This is a genomic window from Bacillus sp. NH11B, assembly GCF_001884205.1.
Lineage (GTDB): Bacteria > Bacillota > Bacilli > Bacillales > Bacillaceae_G > Bacillus_A > Bacillus_A proteolyticus.
Window position 1 is genome coordinate 123,970 of sequence record NZ_MAOG01000141.1, and the last position, 20,507, is coordinate 144,476.

Annotated in this window: 18 protein-coding genes and 2 pseudogenes; 14 read left to right on the forward strand and 6 right to left on the reverse strand. The window is 32.1% G+C overall.

The genetic code is table 11. The features are described 5' to 3' along the window. Positions 1-4: 4 nt before the first annotated feature. From BAU27_RS27065 to BAU27_RS33070, 4 genes and pseudogenes are all read left to right on the forward strand, one after another. Positions 5-970, forward strand: coding sequence for a helix-turn-helix transcriptional regulator (locus BAU27_RS27065; protein ID WP_071772584.1), 966 nt, complete (start codon positions 5-7; stop codon positions 968-970). A 71-nt stretch (positions 971-1,041) separates the two neighbouring features. Next, positions 1,042-1,674 (forward strand): type 1 glutamine amidotransferase family protein, encoded by a 633-nt coding sequence (locus tag BAU27_RS27070; protein ID WP_071746011.1) that lies wholly within the window; start codon positions 1,042-1,044, stop codon positions 1,672-1,674. Positions 1,675-1,976: 302 nt separating this feature from the next. Next, positions 1,977-2,576, forward strand: a complete 600-nt coding sequence (locus tag BAU27_RS27080) for an undecaprenyl-diphosphatase (RefSeq protein WP_071746012.1) — start codon at positions 1,977-1,979, stop codon at positions 2,574-2,576. After that, a pseudogene (locus tag BAU27_RS33070) lies at positions 2,576-3,068 on the forward strand (MBL fold metallo-hydrolase); the annotation flags it as partial. The gene BAU27_RS27080 and the pseudogene BAU27_RS33070, both read left to right, overlap by 1 nt. Positions 3,069-3,276: 208 nt before the next feature. On the opposite strand, the gene BAU27_RS27090 reads toward BAU27_RS33070, so the two are convergent. After that, complete coding sequence (locus BAU27_RS27090; RefSeq protein WP_071772585.1) at positions 3,277-4,278, reverse strand: alpha/beta hydrolase; 1,002 nt, start codon at positions 4,276-4,278, stop codon at positions 3,277-3,279. A 398-nt stretch (positions 4,279-4,676) separates the two neighbouring features. Next, a complete protein-coding gene (locus BAU27_RS27095) occupies positions 4,677-5,138 on the reverse strand; it encodes a GNAT family N-acetyltransferase (RefSeq protein ID WP_071772586.1) in 462 nt (153 codons plus the stop codon). A gap of 522 nt (positions 5,139-5,660) precedes the next feature. Here BAU27_RS27095 and BAU27_RS27100 point away from each other — a divergent pair. The 5 genes from BAU27_RS27100 (at position 5,661) to gerXC (ending at position 11,979) form a co-directional block, all read left to right on the forward strand. Then, on the forward strand, positions 5,661-7,091 hold the full coding sequence (locus BAU27_RS27100; protein WP_071746014.1) for an ABC transporter permease: 1,431 nt from the start codon (positions 5,661-5,663) through the stop codon (positions 7,089-7,091). A gap of 11 nt (positions 7,092-7,102) precedes the next feature. Continuing rightward, positions 7,103-7,780 (forward strand): ABC transporter ATP-binding protein, encoded by a 678-nt coding sequence (locus tag BAU27_RS27105; RefSeq protein ID WP_002200387.1) that lies wholly within the window; start codon positions 7,103-7,105, stop codon positions 7,778-7,780. 437 nt (positions 7,781-8,217) lie between these two features. Continuing rightward, positions 8,218-9,297, forward strand: a complete 1,080-nt coding sequence (gerXB, locus tag BAU27_RS27110; RefSeq protein ID WP_071772587.1) for a spore germination protein GerXB — start codon at positions 8,218-8,220, stop codon at positions 9,295-9,297. Between the two features lie 56 nt (positions 9,298-9,353). Continuing rightward, positions 9,354-10,832 carry a spore germination protein GerXA gene (gene gerXA, locus BAU27_RS27115; protein WP_071746016.1) on the forward strand — a complete coding sequence of 493 codons (1,479 nt, stop codon included), beginning with the start codon at positions 9,354-9,356 and terminating at the stop codon, positions 10,830-10,832. Continuing rightward, positions 10,819-11,979, forward strand: a complete 1,161-nt coding sequence (gerXC, locus tag BAU27_RS27120; protein ID WP_071772588.1) for a spore germination protein GerXC — start codon at positions 10,819-10,821, stop codon at positions 11,977-11,979. Before gerXA ends, gerXC begins: the two co-directional genes overlap by 14 nt. Positions 11,980-12,214: 235 nt before the next feature. Here the strand turns inward: gerXC and bla are convergent, their stop codons facing one another. After that, positions 12,215-13,150: a class A beta-lactamase gene (gene bla, locus BAU27_RS27125; protein WP_071772589.1), complete on the reverse strand. Its 936-nt coding sequence runs from the start codon at positions 13,148-13,150 to the stop codon at positions 12,215-12,217. Between the two features lie 466 nt (positions 13,151-13,616). Between bla and BAU27_RS27130 the strand changes: the two genes are divergently transcribed. Further along, entirely contained in the window at positions 13,617-14,909 is a 1,293-nt protein-coding gene (locus BAU27_RS27130) for a hypothetical protein (protein ID WP_071772683.1), read from the forward strand. A 61-nt stretch (positions 14,910-14,970) separates the two neighbouring features. Here BAU27_RS27130 and BAU27_RS27135 read toward each other — a convergent pair whose 3' ends face one another. Then, complete coding sequence (locus BAU27_RS27135) at positions 14,971-16,443, reverse strand: sensor histidine kinase (RefSeq protein WP_071772590.1); 1,473 nt, start codon at positions 16,441-16,443, stop codon at positions 14,971-14,973. Next, complete coding sequence (locus BAU27_RS27140; RefSeq protein WP_071772591.1) at positions 16,436-17,101, reverse strand: response regulator transcription factor; 666 nt, start codon at positions 17,099-17,101, stop codon at positions 16,436-16,438. Before BAU27_RS27140 ends, BAU27_RS27135 begins: the two co-directional genes overlap by 8 nt. 462 nt (positions 17,102-17,563) lie before the next feature. Between BAU27_RS27140 and BAU27_RS27145 the strand changes: the two genes are divergently transcribed. From BAU27_RS27145 to BAU27_RS27160, 4 genes are all read left to right on the forward strand, one after another. Beyond that, a complete protein-coding gene (locus BAU27_RS27145; protein WP_071746273.1) occupies positions 17,564-18,238 on the forward strand; it encodes an HAD family hydrolase in 675 nt (224 codons plus the stop codon). A gap of 162 nt (positions 18,239-18,400) precedes the next feature. Continuing rightward, positions 18,401-18,772 carry a DUF4180 domain-containing protein gene (locus BAU27_RS27150; protein WP_071746021.1) on the forward strand — a complete coding sequence of 124 codons (372 nt, stop codon included), beginning with the start codon at positions 18,401-18,403 and terminating at the stop codon, positions 18,770-18,772. A gap of 84 nt (positions 18,773-18,856) precedes the next feature. Beyond that, entirely contained in the window at positions 18,857-19,378 is a 522-nt protein-coding gene (locus tag BAU27_RS27155; protein WP_083596194.1) for a MepB family protein, read from the forward strand. Positions 19,379-19,516: 138 nt separating this feature from the next. Continuing rightward, on the forward strand, positions 19,517-20,284 hold the full coding sequence (locus BAU27_RS27160; protein WP_071772593.1) for an arylamine N-acetyltransferase family protein: 768 nt from the start codon (positions 19,517-19,519) through the stop codon (positions 20,282-20,284). Positions 20,285-20,303: 19 nt separating this feature from the next. On the opposite strand, the pseudogene BAU27_RS27165 reads toward BAU27_RS27160, so the two are convergent. Next, positions 20,304-20,487 (reverse strand): annotated as a pseudogene (locus tag BAU27_RS27165) (hypothetical protein). Positions 20,488-20,507: the final 20 nt, after the last annotated feature.

Below are 20,507 nucleotides of genomic sequence, written 5' to 3' on the forward strand. Positions count from 1 at the left end.
TTATATGCCTAAAATTGACAATATGTTAGCAATTCTATGGATGCTTCGTTCAGGTGAAAAAATTACTGCGAAACAAATTTCAGAAAAGTTAGAGATGAATATAAGGACTGTGTATCGTTATATTGATACAATTTCAACAAGTGGTGTACCTATAATTTCAGAACCAGGACATAACGGTGGATACACTTTATTGAACAATTTTATTGAGGCTCCTCTTTTTTTTGATTTTGAGGAGCAAACTTCACTATTTCACGCTGCTGTTTTTGCAGAAGAAGCCGGATATTATGGAGGTGAAGCACTAAATAGGGCCATTTCAAAACTAAGTAAATACTCAAATCAAGAACAGGAAATAAAAATAAACCAACATTTAACTAGTCTTGAAGTAATAAGTCGATTAAGTTCACTCTCTATGGAACCTTTTTTGAAGGAATTGGAGCAGGCCGTAGCTGACGGGTACTCAGTAAAAATTCTTTACCATAAAAGTGGCGAAAAGCAATTAAATTATAGATTGGTCGATCCGTACAGAATTATCTATTGGAATAATAAGTGGTATGTGATTGGATTTTGTCATCTTAGGAATGATATCCGTAGTTTTAGAGTAGATCGAATTGAAAGTCAAATGCTAACCGAAAAAAAGTTTAACCGGCCAGAAAATTTTTCAGCACGTGACTTTTTTATAAAAAGTCTGCTTCCAACTATAGAAGATAAGGAAGGAATTATTCACTTGGTAATTACTGGGGATAAAAGTGTATTGGCTGATATTTGCCAACATTGGTTTTTAGGACATTATTTACAAGAACGGACTTCAAATCAAGCAGTTTTTCTTCTTGAAAAAGATATGATACATACATATGTACCTTATTTACTTTTACCATACAATAAATCTATTAAAGTTATTGAGCCAATAAGTCTTAAGAAAAGACTTATTGAAGTTCTGTCGGAATTAATAAAATTTCATCAAGTAATATAACTTCCCTGACGTTAACTGTCAGGGAAGTTATATTATAATAGCTCTATCAATTGTGATTGGAGTGTTATTCGATGCAAACAAAAAAAGCTTTTCTATATGTATTTAATACAATGTCGGACTGGGAATATGGATATTTAATTGCTGAACTAAACTCAGGAAGATATTTCAAAAAAGATTTAGCACCTTTAAAAGTAATTACAGTAGGAGCTAATAAAGAAATGATTACTACTATGGGAGGACTGAGCATAAAACCAGATATTTCCCTTGATGAATGTATTCTTGAGAGTAAAGATCTTTTAATTTTACCAGGAGGGACTACTTGGAGTGAAGAAATACATCAACCTATCTTGGAAAGAATTGGCCAAGCTTTAAAGTTTGGCACTATTGTTGCTGCAATTTGTGGTGCAACAGAGGCCCTCGCGAATATGGGATACTTAGATACTAGAAAGCATACAAGTAATAATTTAGAATACACTAAAATGGTATGTCCTAACTATAAAGGAGAAAAGTTCTATGAGTTGGGATCAGCGGTATCTGATGCAAATTTAGTTACTGCATCAGGAATAGCTCCTCTGGAATTTGCAATGGAGGTACTGAAAAAAATAGATGTATTTACACCAGATGCATTACATTCATGGTATAACTTAAATAAGACTCATAAACCTGAATACTTCTTCCAGTTAATGAATTCAATAAATAAATGAAGTAACTGAAAAGCTCAATTTCTCTATTTTGATTTGTAGAGAAGTTGGGCTTTTTAATTTGGAATTTCATTACGATGAATCCATTTACTAAATGACGAGAAAATGACAAAACTGTAAGAATGCACGAATGTTTGTAAGAAAGTTCGATGTTTTCCTTATTCTTTTTTTATTAAAGTGAAAAAGAAGAAAGCGATGTCATAAGAGGTTGATATTTTTAGATGAGTACAATAACCAAAACTATTCATGTAATGAAGGCATATGGCAATCAGTAATACAACTTACTAAAAAGGAGGGATTTGAAAATGTCTTTTTCACAATTCAATATTGATATTTTCCGAGCAATTAATGATTTAGGTAAACAATATTCATTCCTAAACTCAACCATGGTATTTTTGGCAGAATATATGGTATATATTTTTGCTTTAATCATTTTAGCTTATTGGTTTACTGGGTCCAGAAAAAGTAGGATGATGGTTATGCAAGCCATGGTTGCTTTTGTAATTGCTGAGGTGATTGGAAAAATAGCAGGGAAATTTCATCTGAATTATCAACCATTTGCAGTATTACCTGATGTTAATAAACTTGTCGACCATACTGTAGATAATTCATTTCCTAGTGACCATACGATTCTCTTTTTTTCGATTTGTTTTTCATTTTGGCTTGTTCGTAAAAAGACTGGATGGTTATGGCTTATACTTGCATTTTGTGTAGCGATTTCTCGTATTTGGGTAGGGGTCCATTATCCTTTTGATGTTGCAATAGGGGCTTTAATAGGATGTGTTGCAGCATTATTTTCGTATTGGTTAGTACCGAAATTTTCTTTTATCAAGCAATTGCTTACTCTATATGAAAGAGTAGAGAAACATGTTTTACCATCCAAAAACAAATCAAAGGGATTTTGAGTATAACCCTTTCTCATCCTCATTATTATTCTACACAAGTTGAATGGGTTGATACATTCAATGCACCTATTTACATCCACGAAAACGAAAAATAATGGGTAGTACGTCCAAGTAACAAAATAATTTTTGGGTCGGGCGAGTCTTTTGAATTAACAAATGGCATTACTTTAAATCGTATTGGAGGTCATTTTAAAGGAGGAACTGTTTTACACTGGAAAGGTGGAAATCATAATAAAGGTATTTTGCTAACAGGTGATATCATTCAAGTGATTGCCGACTGTCAGTGGGTTAGTTTCATGTACAGTTATCCAAATCTGATTCTACTTCCTGCTAGTAAAGTAAGAGAGATGGCGGATTAAAGTAAAAGGGCTACCATTCAACCGTATTTATAATGCTTTTCATCGAGTCGTGTCAGAGCATGCGGACCTTGCTGTTCAGAAGTCAGCAGATCGATACACAAAAGCACTGCAGGGAACACTTTTTAATACATGAGATGTTTCAATATTACTTGTAGATATCTTTTGGAAATTAAAATAAATAGATAAGTTTAGAGCATGTTATTATCATTTTTTAAAACATGCTCTTTGTATTTAAAGTAACACCAGTATTACTGACACGTACAAGTTATCAACAATCTTTATGTTGAAAGAATCTTAGCGTACGAATGTTGGTACTACCCCCTACTTAGTAATCTCACAATTTAAGGCATGTCATTGGGTAAGTTTTGGGAGTCCAATCGATTCTGAATAAAATTGATAGTATCAGTTGCAATTTTTTTACGTTTAAGAACAATCCCAGCATGCCCACATGTATAAATATATCGAGTAGGTCTTTCCCAGGATTCCCACAAATAGTCTGTATCCTCAGAATGCACATATAGGTCGTGCTTGCCTGAAATTAATAAAATATTTTCTTTTTTTACTTTTGGTAATGCTTGACTCGGTTCAGTGATTTTCCAATAAGCTTTTAAATCATCATACGTAACACCATGATGTTCCAAGTCTTCTCTAATAAATTTACCTGGATTTGTCTTCCAAATTGAATAAGAGAGTCGATTCGCGTAGAAAATGGATGCTAACACATCAATTTCTGGTTCAACAAGAGATGTTAAGTTAGTAATGACTCCACCTAAACTGATTCCTATTAAAATCAAGGGACCGTTTTTATTTACTTTAATCCATTTGATTAAAGTTCGTAAATCAGCTACCGCTTGTCTAGTTGCTTCTACAGTTCGTTCAACATTGGCACTTACCATGTACTCTCCACTGTATAGGGATTGGTTCGGTTTTCTGTCAAAATGATATGGTAAAGTGAAATAATACATATTCCACTTCAAGTTGGTCATATGGTCGTGGAATATTTTTTTTACACGTTCGTTAGAATCCATCCTCCAACCGTGAACAAAGATGACATGAGGTGCATCTTCATTTTTATGTAAGAATAATTCTCCAGTGATAGAGTCGTTGCGTGAATCACCAGATTGAACCGAGCTTTTATATTTGAATTGTCCAACCATGTATTCCTTGTCTTGTTTTAAATGCTTAATGTTAAAATGAATATGAGATGGTTTTACTTTATAAAAAAAATCTATGTCCTTTATATATAGTGAGGTGTTAGAAAGAGAAGTATACTGAAACTCTACACTTCTTTTTTTGTGCAAATCATACAAGGCGTATCGATCAATGAGTTTTGAAAAAATCAAATTAACCTCCTCCAAAATATATATTGTCTAAAAGATGGATAAAATTTATGCTGTAAATTAATTATAAAATATTCTCTTTTCCTAATAGTAGATGCTTGAATTATAAAACAGGTGAGGAATTTGTATATTATATTATAAAGTTATCAATAAAATAAAACTATAAATAATTTTTACTAAAATCTAAAAAGAAAGTTAATATTCTTATTCTTATTCATAAAAGAGAACATTAACTTTCTTATTTTCGTATCAAAAGGTACACCTTTTGAAGTGAAGTAATTTATATGAAAGACAATGTGTCAATTTGTATATCTAATACAGTGATAGTTACCATAATTTTGAATCCTATAGTTAATTAACCTTACAATATACGTTTTTTGGTATATAAATAGCTATATTCATTAGAGAAAGAGTTTTAATCCTTCATGAGAATCTTTAAAACCTAATTTCTTATAAAATTGTAAAGCCTCTTGTCGTTCTTTATCTGTTGTTAACTGTACTAAATGACATCCCCGTAATTTAGCACGTTGAATAGCCCATTTAATAAGTTTACTTCCTATACCTTTACCACGTTTTGATGAGGCTGTCCGTACACCTTCAATTGTAGCTCTCCAACCCCCTTGACGTGCAATGTAAGGCGTAAATGTAATTTGTTGAATACCAACAATCTCCGTCCCATCACACGCTACAATCAACTCGTTATTTGGATCACAATCAATAGCATGAAATGCTCTTATATAACTATCAGGGAGTGGCGTTTCATAGCGCTCTCTTTTATTTCCTAAAACATCATCAGCAAGCATTTTTACAATTTCATCTAAATCATTGGCCGTTGCAATCCTAAATGTTATAGTTTCTGTCACTATTAAAAAACCTCCTTAATATATGCACTTGTTACTTTTATTTTACTTGTTTAAATACAATAGGTTAAATTATAAAATATTATGAGTCTCTATAACTTTTTCTTATAGATAGCATAAAAGCCTAACTTATAAAATTATAAGTTAGGCTTTTTAACACCATATTATTATTAGAAAATCCGACCAACTTCAATAAAACTCCATATTCTTTAATGAATTTTCATATTTAACAAGCACACATATAACCATCCAAATAGGGTGGTTTTTATTTGTTGTATAGAAATTACGTAATAAGCATTGATTTATATGCTCTCATTCAATGAATTTTAACCTAACTCTAAGGACTGCCTCTTTATCAATATTCAAAAACGATTACGTTTTTGGATTGGTGTTCCGGTTTTTCTTGACCAGGTCATTGAATAACTACACATAAACTCCTTATATCTCTAGATAAACTACCGATTAGCTCCATATAGACTCTAGATAACCTATATAGAATACAAGTTATCAAGGAGGTAAGAAAAAATGAACTTTATGAAACGAGCAATTCTCAGTATGAAAAAAAGAGTAGGAACATCATTAATTTTGATGGCAGTCTTCCTAATTGTTACAAATTTAGTGTTGGCAGGATTCACAATCCAAAATGCATCAAAAAAAGCTGCTGATGCAGCAAGAAAAAAACTCGGTGCAGATGTTACTTTAATTCTTGATTTTGACAAATTAGGTCAACAAGCTAGGGAAACTGGAGAGATGCCTAATCCACCGAAGCTTAATACAAAAGAAGCAGATCAATTAGCGAAGTCAAAGTATGTAAAAGACTATAATTACATAACTAACACTCTCGGAATTTCTGACGGACTTAAACTAATAGGAGCTTCAGAAGGAGAAGAAGAAGGAAAAGGAAAAGCGGGAATGGCGGCTGTACGAGGCGGTTCAGGCTCCGGTACAGAAATAGATATGAATTCTTCTTTTATGATTGAGGGAGTTCGCAAAACTGCATTACAAGAAAGCTTTAAGAATGGAAAAAGTAAAATCATTGATGGGAAACCAATTACAGAACAGATGAAAGATCAGAATGTAGCTTTAATGGAAAAACGATTAGCGGAATTAAACAACTTGAAAGTAGGAGACAAAGTTAAAGTACAATCAGGGGATAAGAAGGAATCCCTCGAGGTTGAAATTATCGGTATTTACGAAACGAATGAGCAAGCAATGGGTCAACAAGCTCCTCCTATAATGGATCCAGCTAATAAACTATATATGCCGCATTCAACTATGAAAAAATTAGAAATAGATCAAGGTATAAGTAGCATTCAAGTCGTGTATTTCTTGAAAGATCCACAAAACATTGAAGCATTTAAAGAAGAAGCAAAAAAATCTGATATTGATTTTAATTATTATAAATTAGATGCACATGATTCGTTGTACAAACAAATGATTGGGCCTATCGAAAATATCTCATCTACTTCTCAAATGATTATTTATATTGTATCAATTGCAGGTGCGATTATTTTAGGGTTAATCATTATGTTATCGATTAAAGCACGTCGTAAGGAAATGGGGATTCTATTGTCCATTGGAGAGAAAAAGTGGAAACTGATGGCGCAGTTCGTAGTAGAAGTAGTATGTATCGCTATTTTAGCATTTGGATTATCCATAACAACAGGAGCAAAAATTTCTCAATTCATAGGGGATAATTTACTTTCGAGTGAAATTGCTACAGCAGGAGAAGAAACTAACACCCCACAAAATGGAACTGTAATGGTAGCTGGACCTGGTGGAACTGTACAAAATCAAAAAGAGGATCCAATTGATAAAATTAATGTAAGTGTAACAGGAGAAGATGTAGGGAAAATGGGGGGGATTGGACTAGCTATTGCTATATTAGCAACGCTTCTTCCAGCATTATCTATTCTACGCCTGAATCCAAAACAAATTCTTTTAAAAGATGAATAAGGAGGCTCGATATGGAGACGATTTTACAATTTAAAAACTTAGATTATTATTATGAAAGTAACGGAAAAAAAGTAGCGATACTAGACAATGTTAACTTTTCTTTTCAAAAAGGACATTTCTACACAATTCTAGGACCATCCGGATCTGGTAAAACCACTACTCTTAGCTTAGGTTGCGGGCTAGATATACCTAAAAATGGTTATGTACTGTTTAATGGAAAGGATATTCGAAAAATTGGTTTGGATCGGTACCGTAATCAAAATGTATCGGTAATTTTCCAATCTTATAATTTGATTACCTATATGACTGCTCTTCAAAATGTCTTAACAGCAATGGAAATTACAGGTGTTAAAGTGCAAAATAAAACGGCAAGGGCGTTAGAATTATTAGAGAAAGTAGGACTTACAGAAGTAGAAGCGAAACGAAATGTTCTGCAACTAAGTGGCGGGCAACAGCAGCGTGTTGCAATCGCTCGAGCATTATCTTGTAATGTTGATTTACTGATTGCGGATGAGCCGACAGGAAACCTCGACGAAGAAACGGCAATGGATATAATAGAACTGTTTCAAGAACTTGCACACAAAGAAAATAAATGTATTATTGTTGTGACGCACTCACAGGAAGTTGCTAAAAAATCAGACCGTGCAGTCTATTTAAGTAAGAAGAAGTTGGTAGTAAACGAAATTTAATATCACCCTAGTTTTTTAATTCACATAATTTTCGAAATCAGTTTCTTCAAATATTTATATTTGATATACAATATAACCAAGCCATAATCAAAATGGTCTCCCTGTATTGAATATTAAGATAGTTTGTTATTCCCTTTTTAATAATTTTTGAAAAAGAACTTGTAGTATATTCTACAGGTTCTTTTTGTTATGATCGGTTTACTATATCATTGAAGAATTGCATATAAAAAACGGGGCAGTATTTAGATGTATGATCTAAATACTGTCCCGTTTAATTATTTATCTGTAAAAAGGAACTAGCTTACATCTCATGTGATAGATTTTATAAATAAGAGCGTTAATTGTCCATGGCTCTAAGCACTAACCATTTGGAATAAAGATGCAATGTATCAGTTATACTATGTAATATTTATTCATTACAAAATATGGTGGTATGTATGACTAAGCAAACAATTACTTTATTTCAAGTTTCTATGATACTCATTGGTAGTATTGGGATAATTAATCATGTCATTATGATTCCTATGTTATTAGATACCTCAGGTAGAGATTCGTGGATCTCTATCATATTAGTAAGCGTTATATACTTGATTTGGATTTCATTAATATTCATCATATATAGAAACATAAAAAATGAACACTTGTTTTCGTGGTTAAAAAATAATTTTGGGAAACTCAGTGTATATCCAATCATATTCATAGTTGTGATTTATTTAATAACAATTGGTGTCGTTGCACTAAAAGAAACATTAACCTTTTTCTCTTTTTATTTACCAGAAACACCTCACTTTGTATTAGGAATACTTTTTTCAATGATTTGTCTCTATAATGCTACAAGAGGAATTCAATCTATTGCACTTACAACAGGTGTTTTGTTACCTATTGTATTTCTACTTGGTTTTTTTGTAATGTTTGCAAATGTTCCGCATAAAGATTATTCTTTACTTCAGCCAATGATGGAAAATGGAATGAAGCCAGTATTTAAGGGGATGGTTTATCCTGCAGCAGGATTTTTAGAGTTAATTTTTATTCTTTTCTTACAGCATCACATTTGTTCAAAAGTCAAATTATATCAACTGATTGCTTTGGGAATGGTTATTATTGGTATCACAATAGGCCCAGTTATGGCAGCTATTATAGAATTTGGACCTTTCGTAGCAGCAAACCAACGATATCCAGCATTTGAAGAATGGAGACTTGTGTCAATAGGAAGGTATATTGAAAATTTAGACTTTCTCTCCGTGTATCAGTGGCTTGTAGGGATATTTATTCGTCTATCACTTGTTGTTTTTCTTATACCAGATTTGTTATCAATTACAAATCGGAAAACGAGAAATGGGATTATGTTTGCAATACTTTCATGTATTTTATTAATAAGTATACTACCCATCAGTGACTCTAGTTTCTATTGGTTTGTATCTCAAATTATTTTACCAGTTTCAGCTTTAGGGCTATTTTTGTTTTCTATCTTACTAATAGTGTTTGTATGGGTTGCTAAATTTAAGAAAAGCTCTTAAAAGAGTATGAAGATGTATTTTATATAAGGTTGCTGAGTTTGAAGGAGACAACGTAGATGAACAAACGAGTAGAATTAAACGAGAAGATAATTCTAGAATGGTTTGAAGGATGCAACGATGTAAAAATAATAAAGCGTGAATTGGATGAGAAAGAAAAAAAGAGATCAGTATTGTTTATGTATTGTCAAAACTTAATTGACAATACAAAATTAAAACAAGCCACATCATCCCATGTCTGCAAAGAGCTTTCAAGTAATTCGACAGAAGAGTTTAACCTCTCAACATTAATTCCCCAGTTATCAGTACAGAAATTAGATATGGTAAATTCGAATGAAACTATCTCTCAGATTATATTTGAAGGTAACCTCCTTATTATTTTTGAAGAATCTAAACATGGATATATAGTTGATATTGCCCAAATACCTACCAGATCGGTTGAACAAACAAATACAGAGATGACCATTCGTGGTGGACGTGATGGATTTGTTGAAGAGTTAAACACAAATATAGGATTAATTAGAAAAAGACTAAAAACGAGTTCTCTTAGTTATGAAGAATTTATTATTGGAGAAAGAACACAAACTAAAGTAGCACTCCTGTATTTAAAAGATGTCGCATCCCAAGATATCATTAATCAAGTTCGATTAAAATTAAGACAAATTAAAATGGACGGGGTTGTTTCAAGTGCACAAATTGAAGAGTTAATCACAAACAATCAATTTAGTGTATTTCCTTTAGTTGAATATACAGGGCGCCCTGATTATGCTGTGAATTGTTTGCTATATGGGCGTTTTATTTTACTAGTTGAAGGGTCACCAACAGCGACAATTGCACCAGTTACATTTCCTTTTTTTGTGAATACATCTGAAGATCAAGATCTTTTCTACATATTCGGTAGCTTTGTACGACTTGTAAGTCTTTTGGGGATAGCAATTTCTATATTTCTTCCAGGAATTTGGATAGCACTAATTACATATCATCCAGATCAGATTCCCTATACGTTGCTAGCTACATTAAGCTTATCAAGAGAAGGGATTCCTTTTCCAGCTCCTTTAGAAGGGCTAATTATGATGACCTTATTTGAAATTTTGAGACAAGCAGGATTGCGTGTTCCTGCCGTATTTGGTCAAACATTATCTGTTGTAGGGGGATTAATTATTGGACAAGCTGCTATTAGTGCAGGAATTGTTTCAGCATCTATGGTCATTATAATAGCAATCTCGGTTGTTTCGACATTTGCTTTAACTAATCAGTCAGTAACAGGAATAATAAGTATATTGCGGTATGTAGTATTCTTAGTATCTTCTTTATTAGGCATAGTAGGATTTATCTTTTGTGTCCTTGTGATGGTGATACATGTAGTAAATTTACGCTCTTTTGGAGTTCCATTCTTTACACCATATTCACCCCCTGTGTTTAAAAGTATGCTAGCAGCCACATTTAGACTTCCTTTCACGTATATGAAAAAAAGACCTAAAGAATTGCATACGCAAGATAATACAAGGAAAAGAGAGAGTACCGATGAAGAAAAATAAAAGAATAGTTATATTTCTTTTTATGATGTGTACGTTTCTAACAGGGTGTTGGGATCAAAGAGAGTTGCATCACGTTTTGTATATAAATAGTCTAGGTATCGATTTTAAAGATAATAACTATATCATCCGTCCGCAATTTATTAATTTTTCTAACATAGCTAAACAAGAAGGGAGCACTACCCGTAATTATAGTCAGGCCTATATTGGAAAGGGAAAAGGCCCTATTTTAGATGATGCAGCATTTGATTTTTATAAGGGTGCTCAACAAGAAATCTCATGGGAGCATCTCAAAACAATTGTTGTAACAGAGAGATTTCTAAAACATGGTGACTTAAATCAATTTAATGATTTTTTTTCTCGTTTTTTTCAATTTCGAGATACTATGTGGATATTTGGAACTAAAGAACCTTTAGAAAATATATTAGCGAACAATAACATATTAAATATTTCTCAATTATATACAATCATTAATTTACCAAAAGAGATAACCAAGCAATATACAATAATAGATCCTTTACCTTTATATAAATTCCAAAGAAATTATTATGAACCTGGGATGACAACTCGCATTCCTTTCTTAGCTACGACTAAAACATATTGGAAAAAAGGGCATACATCATTTCCAATGTTAAAATTTAGTGGTTATGGTTTTATAAACGATAAATCCTATATAAATCATTTAAACAACCATGATATTGCTGGGGTTCGATGGACGGATGAAAATACTAAACGAGCTCCATTACTATTAAAATTTAACAAGAAAATCATTGGACATATAGTATTAAAAAATCCAAAGATAGATACAAAGCATTTTATTAAAAATGGAAAGTTACGCATGCTTATGAACATCCATTTTGATGCTGATATTTTTCAATTAATAAATTCTATGCCTGTAAATGATATTAAAAAAATTGCAGAGGTCCAAGTTGAAAAAGAAATTAAAAAAACGTACCGAAAAGGAATCGAAAGAGGGATTGACACGTATCAGTTATCACATTCCTTATATCGGCAGAATTCTAAATTGTGGAAACAATATAAAAAAGAGGGGGGGATATCCCTTCAAAATAAAGAATTAGATTTAAATGTCTCGATTAATATAGCTACAAATGGAAAATCTAAAAATATGCGTAATATGATTGAGCATTAGAATGGTTGAAGATGAAAGGAAACGTAAAATATTAACTCTAAATAGGAGATTCGAACGTGAAAGACCACTACGATGTGGTGGCGTATTCTTTAGGAATGGGATGAGAGTTCGATTAGGAGCAGAAGGAGGCCTTTGCCTCCTTCGTTGCCTGAAAACACGCTTACATTTCTTAGCGTTTAGATAAGTACAAGTCTAACTATATGTGCCGTAAAGCAGGAGTAGCTTAAATTCATTACTATGATTTATTCGTTACTTTTAAAGAATCTAACACTATTTTAGTTGCATTTGCAATAAGTTTATCATCGTATTTCGCATCTTCTTTCGCATGATTAGAAAGTATCGCAAGAATAATTGGCTTTTTATTTGGTGGCCAAATGATTGCAATATCATTCCTTGTTCCATAAGACCCAGAGCCAGTCTTATCGGCTACTTCCCATTCTCCTGGAACTCCAGCACGAATTAAGTTGTCCCCCGTAGTATTTCTTTTCATCAAATCTATTAAAAAGTTCCGTTTCTCAATGGAAAGTATATCCCCTAGCGCGTATGCTTGAAGACTAGTAGCTAATGCCTTTGGGGTACTAGTATCACGAGTGTCTCCTGGCTGCACTTCGTTTAATTCTGGTTCAAAACGTTCAGGATTTGTGACAGTATCTCCTATGTCTCTCAGTGATTTTTTGAATTCACTTGGCCCACCTAATTGTTTAAGAATAAGATTTTGTGCAGTATTATCACTATATCGAATGGAAGCATCCGCAAGCTCTTTCAGAGTCATACCTGTATCTACATATTTTTCAGTAATTGGATTGTAATTCACAAGATCTTTGCTAGTATACTTAATTATTTGATCTAAATCTTCTATTGATTTCTTCTGTAACAGTGCTCCCACAGCAAGGGCTTTGTGGGTAGATGCGTATGCAAACCGTTCATCTGAACGATAAGTAACGGTTTGATTCGTACTTGTGTCCAATGCATAAATACCAAGCTTAGCATCATAATCTTTTTCAAGCTTAACAAAAGATTGATTACTTATATGCTCTTGTTTGGTTTGTTTAGGGGATTCGGATTGAATATTACTATTGGAACAGCCTATAAGCGTTACACATGAAAGTAATACTACAGGGAGCATCTTTTTATAATGTGCAATGTGAAAAAACTTCTTTGAAACTATCATACATTTTCAACCTCTTTCAAGAATATATGGATTTTGTATAGGTATTTTACATACCTATACAATTAACAAATGCACAGGATAGCACTCTTCATGTGTTTCTTGCATTACAAAATGAGAGAACTACCAAAAGCACCTTTTTTATATGTAATAGACAATCTAAGTAACGCATTTGTTCCATTTATGATTAAAGTTTTTAGTATATCCATTAACTTTGTTTTTAAGCATCGCAAAATCCATTTTTGAACTTCACTTAATTTAATATGGATTTAGATTGAGTTTTCCTTGTAACGGGAATTTCAATTGGATAGCGCATATATAACAACCTCGTTTCGGATAGAATAAGTAATAACAACTACTGATTTCATTTTAAGTGAGGTGTTATACGATACATACGCCAAAGCAAAAAAGACTTGTGGTGCAAAGTATAACTACATTTAGTCTACTAATAACAACTATCTTTACACCCATGCTTATTTACATTGTTTATGGATTACAGATTTCGAAAGGCTTTGAGGGATACTGGCCATCAATCTTGTTTTATACAACTTATATGACGGGTGTGTTTATCTGGATACCTATTGTGAATAGGGCTGGGATTCACCGCTCCTTATATTGGACTGTTTCTATTCTGATAGTATCATTACTTAGTGTTACTTTCTTTGGATGGAGTTCAAGATGGCTAGAAATAAGTGCGTTAGTTTCTGGTTTTGCAGTTAGTACAATTTCTACCATGACGAGTACTTTATTGTTTCTACATGTGGAAGGCGGGGGAAAGATTTATAATAAAAATCAACAAGCGATTATTATTGGTATCGTTTTTCTTTTACTAATAATCGTATTGTTAGCGATTAGTTTTCTATCGCCACCGCTGATAACATGCATATATGGGATTTGTTTAATCAGTATCCTTTTTGCTATAAAAAAAATGCCGAAAATAGAGTTAGCCAAAGGGCTTTTACCTTTCTCTATCGTATCGGTAGTAGGAAAGTTTCTTTTTGTCTCAATGCTTATTCTTTTGATACGAACAAGTCGTAACATAAATAATGAACAATATATTTTCTATTTTTTTCTACTTTCTATAGCGCTTATTTGTTTCATGTTTTTGAGTTTGTTGAAAGGAAAGTTTTTTCATAAACTTTCATCTTCTTTACCAATTCGCTTAAAGGCAGAATCATTTTTACTTGGATTAGGAAATGGATATTTATTTTTGATGGGTATTTTTTATAGTTTTACTTTCTATAACATGCTAACCTGTATTTTTATTGTAGTTGGACCATACCTATTAGGGATTTTGATGTCCATATTTTTAGATATCAAAGCTGCTAGGAAAGTTAATCCAATCCATTTGTTTTTAGTAAGTACTTTAATCATGATATTCGGGTTTTATTCTCCAATATTTATAGTCCTTAGTGTTACATTTGGGAGCTATGCCATTAATAGTATCTCTTCTCAAAATAATATGAAGGTATATATGGTGAATGCTACACATAGAGAGCTTTCTTTACTCATTTACACAACATGGAGAAATATGGGGAATATATTTTTACAATTTTTTATATTGATTGTGATTGTGGGAGTAGGGGTGTTTTACGATGTCGAATGGTCGCAACTTTTCCAAACCATTGTTGGGAAGAGTCAAATGCAGATTGAAAGGTTATCCGTACAACGATTGATGTTTATGCTAGCAATTTGCTGTTGGCTTGGCATAGTGGGCTTAGGTATGTGGATTGGTAAAAAGGCTAATCCCAATATTGCTTAAAAAGTAACTTGAAAAATAACAATACTAAAACTAGAAAAAACAAACAAACAAACTCGTCCTACTAAGAGGGGAGTTTGTTTGTTTTTTGTTTAGATAATGGAATGTTCATGCTAAATTGTACACTGCGTTCCATATTCTTTATAGAATACTTTATATCTAACGTTTCAAGAATTTGTTTAACAATATATAGCCCCAAACCACTTCCTCCAGTATTTCGATTCCTTGATTTTTCAATTCGATAAAATGGTTTGAAAATTTGTTGTATATCCTCTTCTTTAATATTGACACCTGTATTCATAATTTGTATTTTGATTTGACCTTGTTTAGAATCCTCACTTAACTTTATATAGACTTTTTCATTATGTGGTGAATACATAACCGCATTATGGATAATATTTTTACATGCTTTTTCAAAAAGAACACGATCTGTATAAACAGAAAGATCAGAATCAATTTCTTTTATTATTTGGATGCTTTTTTGAGAAGCAAAAAATTCGAGATCTTTTGTGATTGTATCTATTAACTTCGAAAGATTAACTTCTTCTACTTTTAGTTTAAAGGTGTGTTGTTCTAATTTCGACATGCTTAAAATTTCACGAACTAATTGTTCCATACTTTCAATAATTTGATGATTTTTCTTTAAATATTGATCACGATTTTGATAAGGGCCAATATTATATATCATCCCTTCTAAGTATCCTTTCATTACAGTAAGAGGGGTCTTTAATTCATGTGCTACAATCGCAAAAAACTCTCTGCGTTTTGTTTCTATTTCTCGTTCTTTTTCAATATCATTTTTTAATTGTTGATTTGCTTTTTTTAAATCAAACATAGCTTGTTGTAAGTTAATAGACATGTCATTCAAACTATTAGATAATTCTCCTAACTCATCTGTAGAGCGAACCTCAATTTTTTCGGAGAAATCTAAATTTGCCATCTTTTGTGCACCCTCATTAATATAAATAAGTGGTTTTGTAATAAACCTGGAATAGAAATAAGCACTCCCTACACCAATTACGAGTACAATGATACTAATATAGGGGAGAAAGCGTACTAAAACCTGTGAAGCTTCATCAATTGGTTGAAATGTAGCAAAGACTATAAGCGTTAAACTACCATCTTGGAATTGAATTGGTTGCGTAACGTTATATGAATTGCTAAGGGTACCTGCATTATCGAACCGTGTCGCTCTAGTAACTACTGTTGTTTGCGAACCATTTTGAGTAAAAGAAAATGAAGGAGAGTATTTAATTATTCCCTCATTATTTTGAAGATAAAGCATCGCATTATTTTTTTTGGCATATTCATCAAAAAGTGGTATCGCATCTTGAAACGTAAGATCTTTAGACTTATCAATGATTTCTTTTATCCCTGTTTGAAGTTGATCTGTTTTGTATTGCTCATAAAACGTAGGGAGAAAGAAGTATAAAGTTAAATAAATCAATACTGCAAAGGATAACAAAATGAGAGAGGTAGTCATAAAGAGTTTATAAGTAATTTGCTTCATCTTCATGATTTTCACAATACTATTCATCAATTTTATAACCAATACCCTTTATTGTTTTAATATAAGGAATAGCTAACTTTTTACGTAGGTTTTTAATATGTGTATCAATTATTCGTGTTTCTCCAAAATAATCGTACCCCCAAACTTTTTCTACGATATTTTCTCTTGTGAGTACTTTTCTCTCATTTTGAAATAGTAGTTGTAGAATTTCGAACTCTTTTGTCGTTAATAAAATTTCAACGTCATTTACATATACTCTATATGCATCAACATCGATACGCACTTCTTTAAATACCAAATGATTATTTACATTTTTATCATAACTTCTTCTAAGTACAGCTTCGACTCGTCTAATCAAAACATGAAACGAAAAGGGTTTTGTTATATAATCATCGATTCCAAGATCGAACCCTTTCATTTGATCTTCCTCTTCTTCCAATGCAGTTAGCATAATAATTGGTACATTTGACTGGCCTCGAATCATCTTGGAAACTTCAAATCCATTAAGATTGGGCATCATTACATCTAGAAGAACTAAATCAAAGGATTGCTTATTAAATTGTGTCATACCCTCTAGTCCATCTGAAGTAACTACCACTGTATACTGTTGTGTCATTAAAAATTGTTTAATTAATTCCTGAATTTCTTGATCGTCCTCAACCACGAGGATATGATAGTTTTTCATAATATCACCTCTGGTAGTCATTATAGCCGTACTATCTGTAGTTTATGTGGAGATACAGTAGGAAACTTCATAGGACGTTTAACGTATTAACTCCATTTTCAAGATTGTGTATTCTCCGTAAAAAAGTATTATTACCCATATTCCTTTTTTATGGAGAAATATTTGTGTGCTTGAAAAAACTTATCATATAAAAAGCTGAACGATTAATATTTACGAAAAACTAATGTATAATAATGTAAAATGTGTGTAGTTTTTTAAACTGTTTGAAAATATACTTTCGATACTTTACTAGAAGGGAAAAGGGAGATGAATTTAAATATAAAAGAAGCCAGCGAAATTCTAGAGCGTACGCCACAAACTTTGGAGTTTTTTTGCTAATTTAGTAAAGGCCTAAGGTGCGAACTAGGGATTATTTAAATCATGTGAGAAAGGTTGTGAAATTATTTGATGAGTTATAAAGCGATGCTGTTTGATTTAGATGATACGTTACTTGATAGGGAAAAGGCAGTAGATGACTTGTTTTTATTAGTTTTAGAAAAGTGTTATGAGGATGTTAGTGATACAGTCAAAAACAATATGTTACAGAAATTCAAAGAATACGATAAAGGGGAATACGGCATAAGTAATAAAACGATAGTTTTGGAATCATTGTTTGATGAATTCCCGCCGAAGTATAGATTGCCACGCAATTACATTCAAGATTTTTGGAATAATAATTTCCCTAAATGTTTTTCTATAAACCAAAATACTATTAATTTCTTAAATAGTATCAAGATGCATATTAAGGTTGGTATTATTACAAATGGCTCAACTCAAAGGCAAACGGCTAAAATAATTAACACAAATTTAAACAATTACTTTGATACTATCATTATCTCTGAAGAAGTGGGATTTAGTAAACCTGATAAACGTATATTCGAACTAGCATTAAATAAGCTAAATATGCAACCAGAAGATGTATTATTTGTTGGAGATGACTTAGAAAAGGATATTGCTGGTTGTCAAAATGCAAATATAAAGGGCATATGGTTCAATCCTAATATGTTTAAGAATAATACCGACATAAAACCATATGCCGAGATTACTTCTTTTGATAATTTATTAAGTTATTGTGGGGAGATAAATTTTCAAAAATAGTAAAAAGATAGATTACCCTTAATTTCATTGACCGTATGAGAAGTTTTAAAACAATATTTATTTACGATGATATAGAGCCAGGGGCAAATCATTTATGTGTGTTAATGAAGATCTAGACAGCATGTTTAATATATACTTTATAAATTATAGAGGAGTGAGACTATGGAAATAAAGAAAGTCGTAATTGGCGGAATAAAGATTGCTCTTGTTAGAAATGATACAGTAGTAATATCTGATGTTCAAACTGCGTTGGATCTTTTGGCAACAGTTCAATATGAGGTAGATGCGAAACATATTATTATCCATAAATCTTTAATAAGTGAAGATTTCTTTGATCTAAAAACACGTCTTGCGGGCGATATCCTTCAAAAGTTTATAAACTACAAGGTAAAGATTGCTATCATTGGGGATTTTTCTATGTATACTAGTAAAAGCTTAAAGGATTTTATTTATGAATGTAATAAAGGTAAAGATATTTTTTACTTAGCAACTGAACAACAAGCAATTGAAAAACTAAGTACATTAAAGCAATAATAATACCCCAGTAAAATCTCCCTCTTTTTCACATTGCTTATTATTTACAGCATATAGGAACTGATGTTTGTGGTAAACTAAGAAATGAATAAAGGGGGAGTTTTCTTGAACAATTTTAATGATACGATCCGAAATTTAAACAATATAGTTTACAAACCTAACAATTTAATAATTACGAATCTAAAAGAAGAAAAGCAAAACGCAGAATATGCAGGATGTTTATTTCACTTAAATAACAAAACCATTCGTTTTAGAAAGTCAAAAATTACTCCTAATAAAATTGGTCAATTTGTTTCTTTTTGGGAGAAAGATGACAATATGCAAAATCAAGCGTTTTCTTATGATGCTGCTCCTGATTTATTAGTTATTACTTGTATAGATGATAATAAACTAGGACAATTTATTTTCCCTAAAGAGATTCTTCTTAAGGAAAAAATTTTGAGAACACAAAATCAAAAAGGCAAGATGGCTATGAGGATTTATCCGATCTGGGATACCCCTGTTAGCAACCAAGCTAAAAAGAGCCAAATGTGGCAACTTCAGTATTTTGTTGATTTAAGCGATCATAATATACCCATAGACAAACTATTAAATTTGTATTCGTAGCTTCTTATCTTAAGTAATCTTGTTGGTTAGACTTTTTGTACCGGTACAGTTAAACGAAATGTACATTGTTTCAGTACCCCATCAAAATTACAATCAGCATATACTATTTTAACTTATACATTTTAAGGGGTGCTGACTATGACAAGTCTACAACATAAGCTTTTTACAAGATTGAATCTTGCAAACCTTACTGAAGTGAAGTTTGAAGAATTAAATACAATTCTCTTTGCATTTGCACACACTATACCATTTGAGAATTTAGATGTTATAGCACGTAATGCGAATACAATTACTATAGAAAATTTACAGGAGAAAATTTTAAGTAGATCCCGCGGCGGACTTTGTTATGAATTAAATACTCTTTTTTACTACTTTTTAAAAGATTGTGGTTTTGATGTACAACTTGCACTAGGTACCGTATATAAAAATGAAATAAACGCATGGGCACTTGAGGATGGGCATATAACGATTATTTTAAATTATGATAACGTACGATACTTAATTGATGTAGGTATTGCTTCATTAGTACCTCTAGTCCCTGTACCTTTTACTGACGAGTCTGTTACCTCTAAAAATGGAACGTATCGAGTGAGACGAAAAGATACGAGTAAAGGAAATTTCGTTTTAGAAAGAAAAGATACTAACGGAGAGTGGAAAGTTTGTCATGCTTTTTATAATCGTATCATTGATGAGATAGTAGTCAATGATGTTCAAAGTAGAGTAATAGAAGATGAGAAATCTATTTTCAATAAGGGACCAATTGTAGTGAAATTGACGGACTATGGCCATGTCTCTTTAACGAATACTAGTTTAACTGAAATGATTCATGGGGAAAAAACGAAACGTGAAATTACAGAAGATCAATATAGAGAGCTTTTATATACTGTATTTGCTATTGAGTTGTGAATATACAAATAGCCGGTTCTTATTCAGAATCGGCTATTTGTATAATTTTTGGTTTAAAAGGTTTTCTTCTAATGTGTTTTGGAAACTGTGGTATAGTTAATGTTTTTAATGTTTTTGCAGCCTCTTCATATGAATTAAAAACTGGTTCTTTTCCATCATCCCCCCTGTAAAACCAGTCCTTCATCTCGGATTACATACGGCATAAAACCACCCCTTCAAATAA

What these genes read in the sequence shown, in the direction of transcription:
- BAU27_RS27070 (WP_071746011.1), top strand. Translation starts at nt 1,042, where the DNA reads ATGCAAACAAAAAAAGCTTTTCTATATGTATTTAATACAATGTCGGAC.
- BAU27_RS27130 (WP_071772683.1), top strand. Translation starts at nt 13,617, where the DNA reads ATGCTTATTTACATTGTTTATGGATTACAGATTTCGAAAGGCTTTGAG.
- BAU27_RS27100 (WP_071746014.1), top strand. Translation starts at nt 5,661, where the DNA reads ATGAACTTTATGAAACGAGCAATTCTCAGTATGAAAAAAAGAGTAGGA.
- BAU27_RS27135 (WP_071772590.1), bottom strand. Translation starts at nt 16,443, where the DNA reads ATGAATAGTATTGTGAAAATCATGAAGATGAAGCAAATTACTTATAAA.
- BAU27_RS27155 (WP_083596194.1), top strand. Translation starts at nt 18,857, where the DNA reads ATGAATAAAGGGGGAGTTTTCTTGAACAATTTTAATGATACGATCCGA.
- BAU27_RS27140 (WP_071772591.1), bottom strand. Translation starts at nt 17,101, where the DNA reads ATGAAAAACTATCATATCCTCGTGGTTGAGGACGATCAAGAAATTCAG.
- gerXC (WP_071772588.1), top strand. Translation starts at nt 10,819, where the DNA reads ATGAAGAAAAATAAAAGAATAGTTATATTTCTTTTTATGATGTGTACG.
- BAU27_RS27080 (WP_071746012.1), top strand. Translation starts at nt 1,977, where the DNA reads ATGTCTTTTTCACAATTCAATATTGATATTTTCCGAGCAATTAATGAT.
- BAU27_RS27160 (WP_071772593.1), top strand. Translation starts at nt 19,517, where the DNA reads ATGACAAGTCTACAACATAAGCTTTTTACAAGATTGAATCTTGCAAAC.
- BAU27_RS27150 (WP_071746021.1), top strand. Translation starts at nt 18,401, where the DNA reads ATGGAAATAAAGAAAGTCGTAATTGGCGGAATAAAGATTGCTCTTGTT.
- BAU27_RS27145 (WP_071746273.1), top strand. Translation starts at nt 17,564, where the DNA reads ATGCTGTTTGATTTAGATGATACGTTACTTGATAGGGAAAAGGCAGTA.
- BAU27_RS27105 (WP_002200387.1), top strand. Translation starts at nt 7,103, where the DNA reads ATGGAGACGATTTTACAATTTAAAAACTTAGATTATTATTATGAAAGT.
- gerXA (WP_071746016.1), top strand. Translation starts at nt 9,354, where the DNA reads ATGAACAAACGAGTAGAATTAAACGAGAAGATAATTCTAGAATGGTTT.
- BAU27_RS27065 (WP_071772584.1), top strand. Translation starts at nt 5, where the DNA reads ATGCCTAAAATTGACAATATGTTAGCAATTCTATGGATGCTTCGTTCA.
- gerXB (WP_071772587.1), top strand. Translation starts at nt 8,218, where the DNA reads ATGACTAAGCAAACAATTACTTTATTTCAAGTTTCTATGATACTCATT.
- bla (WP_071772589.1), bottom strand. Translation starts at nt 13,150, where the DNA reads ATGATAGTTTCAAAGAAGTTTTTTCACATTGCACATTATAAAAAGATG.